The 7,927-nt window shown below is 69.2% G+C and carries 6 protein-coding genes; 1 reads left to right on the top strand and 5 read right to left on the bottom strand.

Annotated elements, in window-relative coordinates; translation table 11 throughout:
• Positions 1-291 (top strand): YbaK/EbsC family protein (locus VOI19_RS09460; protein WP_323792718.1); only part of this gene is annotated, 291 nt, incomplete at its 5' end.
• Between the two features lie 38 nt (positions 292-329).
• On the opposite strand, the gene VOI19_RS09465 is transcribed toward VOI19_RS09460, so the two are convergent.
• The 5 genes from VOI19_RS09465 to VOI19_RS09485 all read right to left on the bottom strand — a co-directional run.
• Positions 330-1,922, bottom strand: a complete 1,593-nt coding sequence (locus VOI19_RS09465; protein WP_323792719.1) for a hypothetical protein — start codon at positions 1,920-1,922, stop codon at positions 330-332.
• Positions 1,923-2,313: 391 nt separating this feature from the next.
• Positions 2,314-2,913, bottom strand: a complete 600-nt coding sequence (locus VOI19_RS09470) for a hypothetical protein (RefSeq protein ID WP_323792720.1) — start codon at positions 2,911-2,913, stop codon at positions 2,314-2,316.
• Complete coding sequence (gene dnaE, locus VOI19_RS09475; RefSeq protein WP_323792721.1) at positions 2,910-6,518, bottom strand: DNA polymerase III subunit alpha; 3,609 nt, start codon at positions 6,516-6,518, stop codon at positions 2,910-2,912. The genes VOI19_RS09470 and dnaE overlap by 4 nt, the downstream gene beginning before the upstream one ends.
• Before the next feature lie 168 nt (positions 6,519-6,686).
• The gene (locus VOI19_RS09480; RefSeq protein ID WP_323792722.1) at positions 6,687-7,157 is read right to left on the bottom strand and encodes a GNAT family N-acetyltransferase; all 471 of its coding nucleotides are present in this window, start codon (positions 7,155-7,157) and stop codon (positions 6,687-6,689) included.
• The coding region (locus VOI19_RS09485) for an RluA family pseudouridine synthase (RefSeq protein ID WP_323792723.1) at positions 7,135-7,927 on the bottom strand (793 nt) is incomplete at its 5' end. The genes VOI19_RS09480 and VOI19_RS09485, both read right to left, overlap by 23 nt.

A 7,927-nucleotide genomic window follows, 5' to 3' on the forward strand; every position in this document is an offset into this window, starting at 1 on the left:
GTGGTGCCGGTCAGCGGCCAGCTCGACCTGAAGTCGCTCGCCCGGGCGGTCGGTGGTCGGAAGGCCGAGATGGCCGCGCCCGTCGCGGCCGAGCGGGCCACGGGCTACGTGGTCGGTGGGATCTCCCCCATCGGGCAGAGGCGACCTCACCCGACCGTGGTCGACCGCTCGGCCCTGGACCACCCCACGGTGCTCGTCTCCGGCGGACATCGCGGGCTCGACCTCGAGCTGACCGGCGCCGACCTGGTGCAGATCACCGAGGGGATCGTCGACGACATCGGCCGCCGCTAGGCCCCTGCTCCGGGGCGCCCCGCGGCGGCCGCGCGTCGTCAGTCGGTGGAGAGACGCAGGGCGACGTGGCTGACGTCGTCGTCGGTCCAGCCCGAGAACCCCAGTGCGTTGAGCGGCGCGAGGTTGCGGCGCACGTCGTCGGGCAGGCCCGGGATCGAGGTCAACCAGGAGCCGGCGTCGAAGTTCACGAAGAACACGGCGGCGGCCTCGTCGGCGCCGAGGACGTGCTCCTCGAAGACGTCGGTGTCGCCGAGGCCGCCGTCCCCCAGCAGCTCAGCCCGGTAGTCCGCGGAAGGTCCGGCCACCATGAAGTCGCCGTCGACGTCGTAGCCGAGCAACGAGTCGAGCGTGGGGTCGCCCAGGGAGCGAAGGACGTCGTCGAAGACCTCGGAGATCGCCTCGGTGTCGCCCTGGACCTTGAGGCCCAGGGGGAAGTCCGCCGGCGGTTCGGGGGCGTCGAGATCGGCGAGGTCCGCATCGCCACCGAGGGCGACTGCGGTCGAGGTGCCGAGCAAGGTCTCGAGGTCCTGCGGGAGGTCGAGACCGGTCTCCGCCTCGGCCAACGAGAGGAAGCCGTCGAGCCCGCCCTCACCCAGGACGTCGTCGAAGCCCTCACGGAAGTCCTCGCTCCATCCCTCGGGCAGGCCGATGCCCAGCGCCACAGCAGTGTCCTCGGGCAGCGTGGACACCACGTCGGCCCCGGCGTCGCTGGTCAGGGAGTCCGAGGACATCTTGCCTACGCCGGAGGCCACCTCGACCTCCAGGCCGCCGTCGGAGAAGCGCATCGTCATCGCAGCGCCCTCGAAGTCGGCGAAGGCCGCGAACATGTCATTCATCCCGTCGCCTGCGGGCGGCACGAACTCCCCGCTGCACTCGTCAGCGAAGGGATCGCTGCCGAACGGGTCGCTGCCGAACGGGTCCTCGGCGAAGGGGTCCTCGGCGAAGGGATCGAGGTCGTCGCCACGCGGTGCAAGGCAGTCGATCGGCGGCGAGGCGAAACCGCCGAGTCCACCGAGATCTCCGGCGATGTCAGCGAACAGTCCCCCGAAGGCCGGGGCGGCGTAGCCGGTGAGGATGCCGGGGTCGCCGGCCTCGCCGGTCCACCGCTCGAAGTCGTCGTCGGCCGACAGCGGCGCGTCCGCTGCAGCATCGGTGACGTCGCGCGCCACCTGCTCGGTCTCGGCGAGCACCGCCCAGTCGCCCACGATCGACCAGCCGAACGCCTCGCTGTCGCCTCCACAGGCACGCAGCGCGGCCAGCCCGTCCTCAGCCCTCTCCGCGTCGTCGAGCTGGACGACGCCGACGGCGGTCACGTCGAGTCCGGCGGTGCCCTCGCCCGCTCCGCCCAGCTTGATGGCGGCCGTGGCGAAGCGGTTGCCCAGCCAGGGGTCGATGTCGTCCTCGAAGTCGACCTCGGGGCACAGCCCATCACCTTGGAGCTGCTCGAAGAGTCGCAGGCGCAGGTCGTCCTCGGCGCGCAGGTCGACGTTCTCGACGAACGCCGGGAACTGCCGCAGGGTCGAGAGTGCCTCGAGCTTCTGCTGACCGCTGGGGTCGAGATCGACCGACAGGTAGGCCACAGTCGAGTCCGGCAGCGCCTCGGCCGGCTGGGCGCCAGTGGCGAAGAACATTGAGTAGCCGGCCCAGGCCCCGACAGCGAGCGCTGCCACGCCGATCGCGGCGCCGCCCGCGATCAGTCCACCCCGACGACCGTTGCCGCCGCCATGGCTTCCGCGGCGAGGCGGAGCGGGCGGCACCTGACCGCCACGACCACCGTGGAGGACCTCGGCCGCCCCCTGGTCCCAGCCGGCTGGGGGGCTGCTCGGCGGCGGTCCCGGCGGTCCTCCGGCCGGGGCACCCGAGGGCGGCCCCCACGGTCCGGAAGGGGCACCCGCGGGCGGGCCGGTGGGCGGGCCAGTGGGCGGGCCAGTGGGCGGGCCAGTGGGCGGAAGATTGCTCGACATGGCGGTCGGCCTCGATCGGCAGGTAGACGTGGGGTCTGTGATGCGCTGCTAGGAGGAGTTATACCCGGTCTGCGGCCCGTGGGCCCTCGTCGATCCACACCGGGCCGGACGCGCCCCGTGCGTGGGTGTGCGCTCGGGAGGTCGTGAGGAGGTAGGTGACGCTCAGGCCGATCAGGGCTCCCAGCGGCCACGCCACGAAAGGACTGGCGCCCTCGACGGTCAGGTCCCCCGGCAACGTCGTGCCGTCGGCCGCTGCGGCTTCGAGGGTCGTGGGGTCCGGTGGCCCGAGGTGGGTGCCGAGGCGGTAGGCGACGTAGCCCGCCAGGGCCGAACCAGCGACCACCGCGACCAGCATCACCAGCTCGGAGCCGCGCCCGAGCAGGCTGAACACCACTCCGAGGACGAGTCCTGCCAGCACTCCGATGACGACGTACTGCGCGGTGCCGTCGAAGAAGTTCTCGAGGCTGGGGAAGTCGAAGACGAAGCCGTCGCCCTCGGGTCGGTAGCCGGCGACCCAGGTGCCGTCGACGACGACACCGGTGATCGGCGACCACCAGCGCTCCCACAGCCAGCCGGCGGCTGCGCCCACGGCGGCGAACACCGCCAGGACCAGCACGAACTCCGCACCCTGCCCCAGGAACCTGCGTCGGCGCGTCATCCGGTCAGGCATCCGGGGCCCAGCAGCTGCTTGAGGTCGGCGAACAGCGCCGAGGTCGGGGTGACCCTGAGCCGGTCGTCGAGGCGCATCACCTTGGTCGACTCGCGAGCAAGCAGTCGTAGGCGCACCTCGGTCAGGCCGGGGTGGGCACCGAGGACGTCCTTGAGCTGCTCGATCACCGGAGCGGTGCACCGCGTCGACGGCAGGCTGATCGTGACGGGGCCGGTGGGTCCGCCCGGTCCGGTGCTCAGGTCGGGCACGGTGAGCTCCTGCCCGCGCAGCTCCGGCTGCTCCTTGTCGCGGGAGAGCTGGCCCTTGACGCGGACGATCGCGTCCTCGATCAGGTAGGGGCTGGCGAGCTGGTAGGAGCTGGGGAAGAGCAGCACCTCGATGGCTCCGTCGAGGTCCTCGAGGGTGATCGTGGCCCAGGCGTCACCGCGCTTGGTGATCTTGCGATTGACCGAGGTGATCAGCCCACTGATCGTCAAGGTGCTGCCGTGGGGGCGGTCCTCGTCGAGCATCAGCTGACCGATGGTGCAGTCGGTGCCGGTGGAGAGCACGTGCTCCAGCCCGAGCAGCGGGTGGTCGGAGACGTAGAGCCCGAGCATGTCGCGCTCGTGCCCGAGCAACGTCATCTTGTCCCACTCCTCGATCTCAGGGATGGTCACGGTGACCCCGAACGCCGCACCGCCGTCCTCGGCGTCGTCGAGCCCCGCGAAGAGCGAGTCCTGGCCGATGGCCTCGTTGCGCTTGATGTCGACGTACTGGTCGACAGCCGTCTCGTGCACCGCGACCAGCGACTTGCGTCGGTGCTTCATCTCGTCGAAGGCGCCGGCCTTCACGAGCGACTCGATGACCCGCTTGTTGCACACCAGTGCGGGCACCTTGCTCATGAAGTCGTTGAAGTCGGTGTAGCGACCCTTCTCCTCGCGGGCCCCCACGACACCGTCGACGACGTTGGCGCCGACGTTGCGGATCGCGGTGAGACCGAAGCGGATGTCGGTGCCGACGGGGGTGAAGGTGGCCGCGGACTCGTTGACGTCGGGCGGGAGCACCTGGATCTTCATGCGGCGACACTCGTTGAGGTAGATCGCCATCTTGTCCTTGTCGTCCTTGACCGAGGTCAGGAGCGCGGCCATGTATTCAGCGGCGTAGTGCTGCTTGAGGTAGGCGGTCCAGTAGGAGATCAGTCCGTAGGCAGCGGTGTGTGCCTTGTTGAAGGCGTAGTCGGAGAACGGCACCAGGACGTCCCACAGGGCCTTGATCGCCGCCGGTGAGTAGCCGTTGGCCTTCATGCCGTCGGAGAAGGGGATGTACTCGGCGTCGAGCACCTCCTTCTTCTTCTTGCCCATCGCGCGACGCAACAGGTCTGCCTGACCGAGCGTGTAGCCGGCGAGCTTCTGGGCCACGGCCATGACCTGCTCCTGGTAGACGATCAGGCCGTAGGTCTGACCGAGGATCTCCTGGAGCGGCTCCTCGAGCTCGGGGTGGATCGGGGTGGACTCCTGCTTGCCGTTCTTGCGCAGGGCGTAGTTGGTGTGGGAGTCGACACCCATCGGACCGGGGCGGTAGAGCGCCAGGACGGCCGAGATGTCCTCGAAGTTGTCGGGTCGCATGAGGCGCAGCAGGCCACGCATCGCGCCGCCGTCGAGCTGGAAGACGCCGAGGGTGTTGCCGGTGCCGAGCAGCTGGTAGGCCTCGGGGTCGTCGAGGGTGAGGTCCTCGAGGACCAGCTCCACGCCGCGGTTGGCTCGGATGTTGTTGACGCAGTCGTCGAGGACCGTGAGGTTGCGCAGCCCCAGGAAGTCCATCTTGATCAGGCCGAGGTTCTCGCAGGTCGGGTAGTCGAACTGCGTGATCATCGCGCCGTCGGAGGGCCGCTTGAGCAGCGGGATGATGTCGAGCAGGGGCTCGCTCGACATGATCACGCCGGCCGCGTGCACCCCCCACTGACGCTTCAGGCCCTCGATGCCGATCGCGGTGTCGACGACCTTCTTCACGTCGGCGTCGCCGTCGTAGAGGGTGCGGAACTCACCGCCCTCGCCGTACCGCTTGTGCTGCGGGTCGAAGATCTCCTGCAGCGGGACGTCCTTGCCCATCACCGCAGCGGGCATCGCCTTGGTGATCCGGTCGCCCATCGCGAAGGGGTAGCCGAGGATGCGGCTGGAGTCCTTGACGGCCTGCTTGGCCTTGATGGTGCCGTAGGTGACGATGTAGGAGACCCGGTCGTCGCCGTACTTGTCGGTGACGTACTTGATGACCTCACCGCGACGACGCTCGTCGAAGTCGATGTCGAAGTCGGGCATGGAGACGCGGTCAGGGTTGAGGAAGCGCTCGAAGATCAGGCCGTGCACGAGCGGGTCGAGGTCGGTGATCCGCATGGCGTAGGCGACCATCGACCCGGCGCCCGACCCACGCCCCGGGCCGACCCGGATCCCGTTGTTCTTCGCCCAGTTGATGAAGTCGGCCACCACCAGGAAGTAGCCGGGAAAACCCATCTGCATGATGACGCCGAGCTCGAACTCGGCCTGCTTGCGCGAGGCCTCCGGGACGCCGCCGGGGTAGCGGGCCTTGAGTCCACGCTCGACCTCCTTGACCATCCAGGAGTCCTCGTTCTCCCCCTCGGGGCACGGGAACTTGGGCATGTACTTGCCCGGCGCCTCGGAGAACTCGACCTCGCAGCGCTCGGCGATGAGGAGCGTGTTGTCGCAGGCCTCGCGCAGGTCGTACTTGTCGACCCACAGGGCCCGCATCTCGGCGGCGGACTTGAGGTAGTAGCCGTCACCCGAGAAGGCGAAGCGCTGTCCCGGGCCGTCGCCGGCAGGGATGTCCATCGTCGAGCCCGAGTTGATGCAGAGCAGGTGCTCCTGCGACTTGGCGTCCTCACGCATCACGTAGTGGGAGTCGTTGGTCGCGAGCATCGGGATCTTGAGGTCGCCGGCGAGACGGAGCAGCCCGTCGCGCACGCGGTTCTCGATGTCGAGCCCGTGGTCCATCAGCTCGAGGAAGTAGTTCTCGCGACCGAGGATGTCCTGGAAGTCGGCGGCGGTCTGCCGGGCGGCGGCGTAGTTGCCGTGGCGCAGGTGGACCTGGATCTCGCCCGAGGGGCAGCCGGTCGTGCCGATGATGCCCTGGGAGTGCTGCGACAGCAGGTCGCGGTCGGCACGCGGATGCTGGAAGAACCCGTCACGCCACGCTCCGGTCGAGATCCGGAACAGGTTGTGCATCCCCTGCGTGGACTCCGAGAGCAGCGTCATGTGGGTGTAGGCACCGCGAGAGGAGACGTCGTCGGGTCCGCCGCCGTAGAAGTTGACGCGCTTGCGCTCGTGGCGGCTGATGTTGGGGGTGAAGTAGGCCTCGATGCCGATGATCGGCTTCACGCCGGCCTTCTTGGCCTTGGAGTAGAACTCGTAGGCCCCGAACACGTTGCCGTGGTCGGTCATCGCCACTGCGGGCATCCCGAGCTCAGCCGCACGCTCCGTCAGCGCGCCGAGTCGGGCAGCGCCGTCGAGCATGGAGTACTCGGTGTGGACGTGCAGGTGGACGAAGGAGTCCTTGCTCCCGGTCGAGCTTCCGGTGGTTGTGTCAGGGGAACCGGCAGACATCGGTGGTGTTCCTCGTCGGGTCGTGAACGGGCGTAGAACAGGGTCTTGTGCGTGCTGGGAGGCAGCCGTGCGACCTTCTTGGGGAAGGTCCTCAGACTACGTCACCGGCTCGACCGATGGTGCCAGGCACCTCCGACACCGGAGGCACCCCAGGCACTCCCCCACCGGTCAGGGGATCCAGAGCATCCGCACGTCCGGAGCCCTCTCCTCGTTGTCGGACCCATCGGTGAGCTCACCCTCCACCAGGCCGGCCGAGGCGTAGAAGCGTCGGGCACCGAGGTTGGTCTCGAAGACCCACAGCCCGAAGCCAGCAGGACGCAGGGCCTTGGCCAGCTCGAGCAGGGCGCTGCCGATTCCCTGCCCTGAACGATCGGGGACGACGTAGAGGTCGTCGAGCCACTCCTCGGTCAGCCGCAGGTAGGCCACGACGACCGCGTCGACCTCGGCGACCCACACCTCGTCGACCTGCAGCCGGGCCGCGAGCCAGGCCTCCACGTCGCTGTCGCCGTGGATGCCGGGAGGCATGGCCCCCGACGCGACGGCGGTCTTCCGGGAGAGGAGATGGACGCGCGCGACGTCCGCGGCGTCCTCGAGCGCGGCCGGGCGCAGGGCCAGGTCAGTCGGAGTCGCGGATGGCATCGAGCGAGAGCGCGAGGTCGTCGGGGTACGGCGACTCGTAGGACACGTAGGCACCGGTGTCGGGGTGCTCGAAGCCGAGCTTGACCGCGTGCAGCCACTGCCGAGTGACCTTGAACCGCTTGGCCAGCGTGGGGTCGGCACCATAGGTGAGGTCGCCGACGCAGGGGTGCTTCAGGGCAGCCATGTGCACGCGGATCTGGTGCGTGCGTCCGGTCTCGAGGTGCACCTCGAGCAGGCTCGCGAAGCGGTGCGCCTCGAGGGTCTCGTAGTGGGTGACGCTCGCGCGTCCGCCGTCCAGGACGGCGAACTTGTAGTCGGCACCGGGGTGCCGCGCGATCGGGGCGTCGATCGTGCCCTCGAGCGGGTCGGGATGTCCCTGGACCACCGCGTGGTAGGTCTTGTCGACCGTGCGGTGCCGGAAGGCGTTCTTGAGCACCGAGTAGGCGTGCTCGGACTTGCAGATCACCATCACGCCGGACGTGCCGACGTCGAGGCGCTGGACGATGCCCTGACGCTCCGAGGCGCCACTGGTGGCGATCCGGAAGCCGGCACCAGCGAGGTGGCCCACGACCGTCGGGCCGGACCAGCCCGGCGACGGGTGCACGGCGACGCCCACGGGCTTGTCGATCACCACGATCGAGTCGTCGTCGTGGATGATCCCGATGCCCTCGACCACCTCGGGGACGACGGCGAGGGGATCGACCTCGACCGGGATCGTCACCTCGAGGAGCGAGCCGGGGAGCACGCGCTCGCCTTTCGGCCAGATCGGA

The organism is Nocardioides sp., from assembly GCF_034670285.1.
In the GTDB taxonomy this organism is placed as follows: Bacteria; Actinomycetota; Actinomycetes; order Propionibacteriales; family Nocardioidaceae; genus Nocardioides.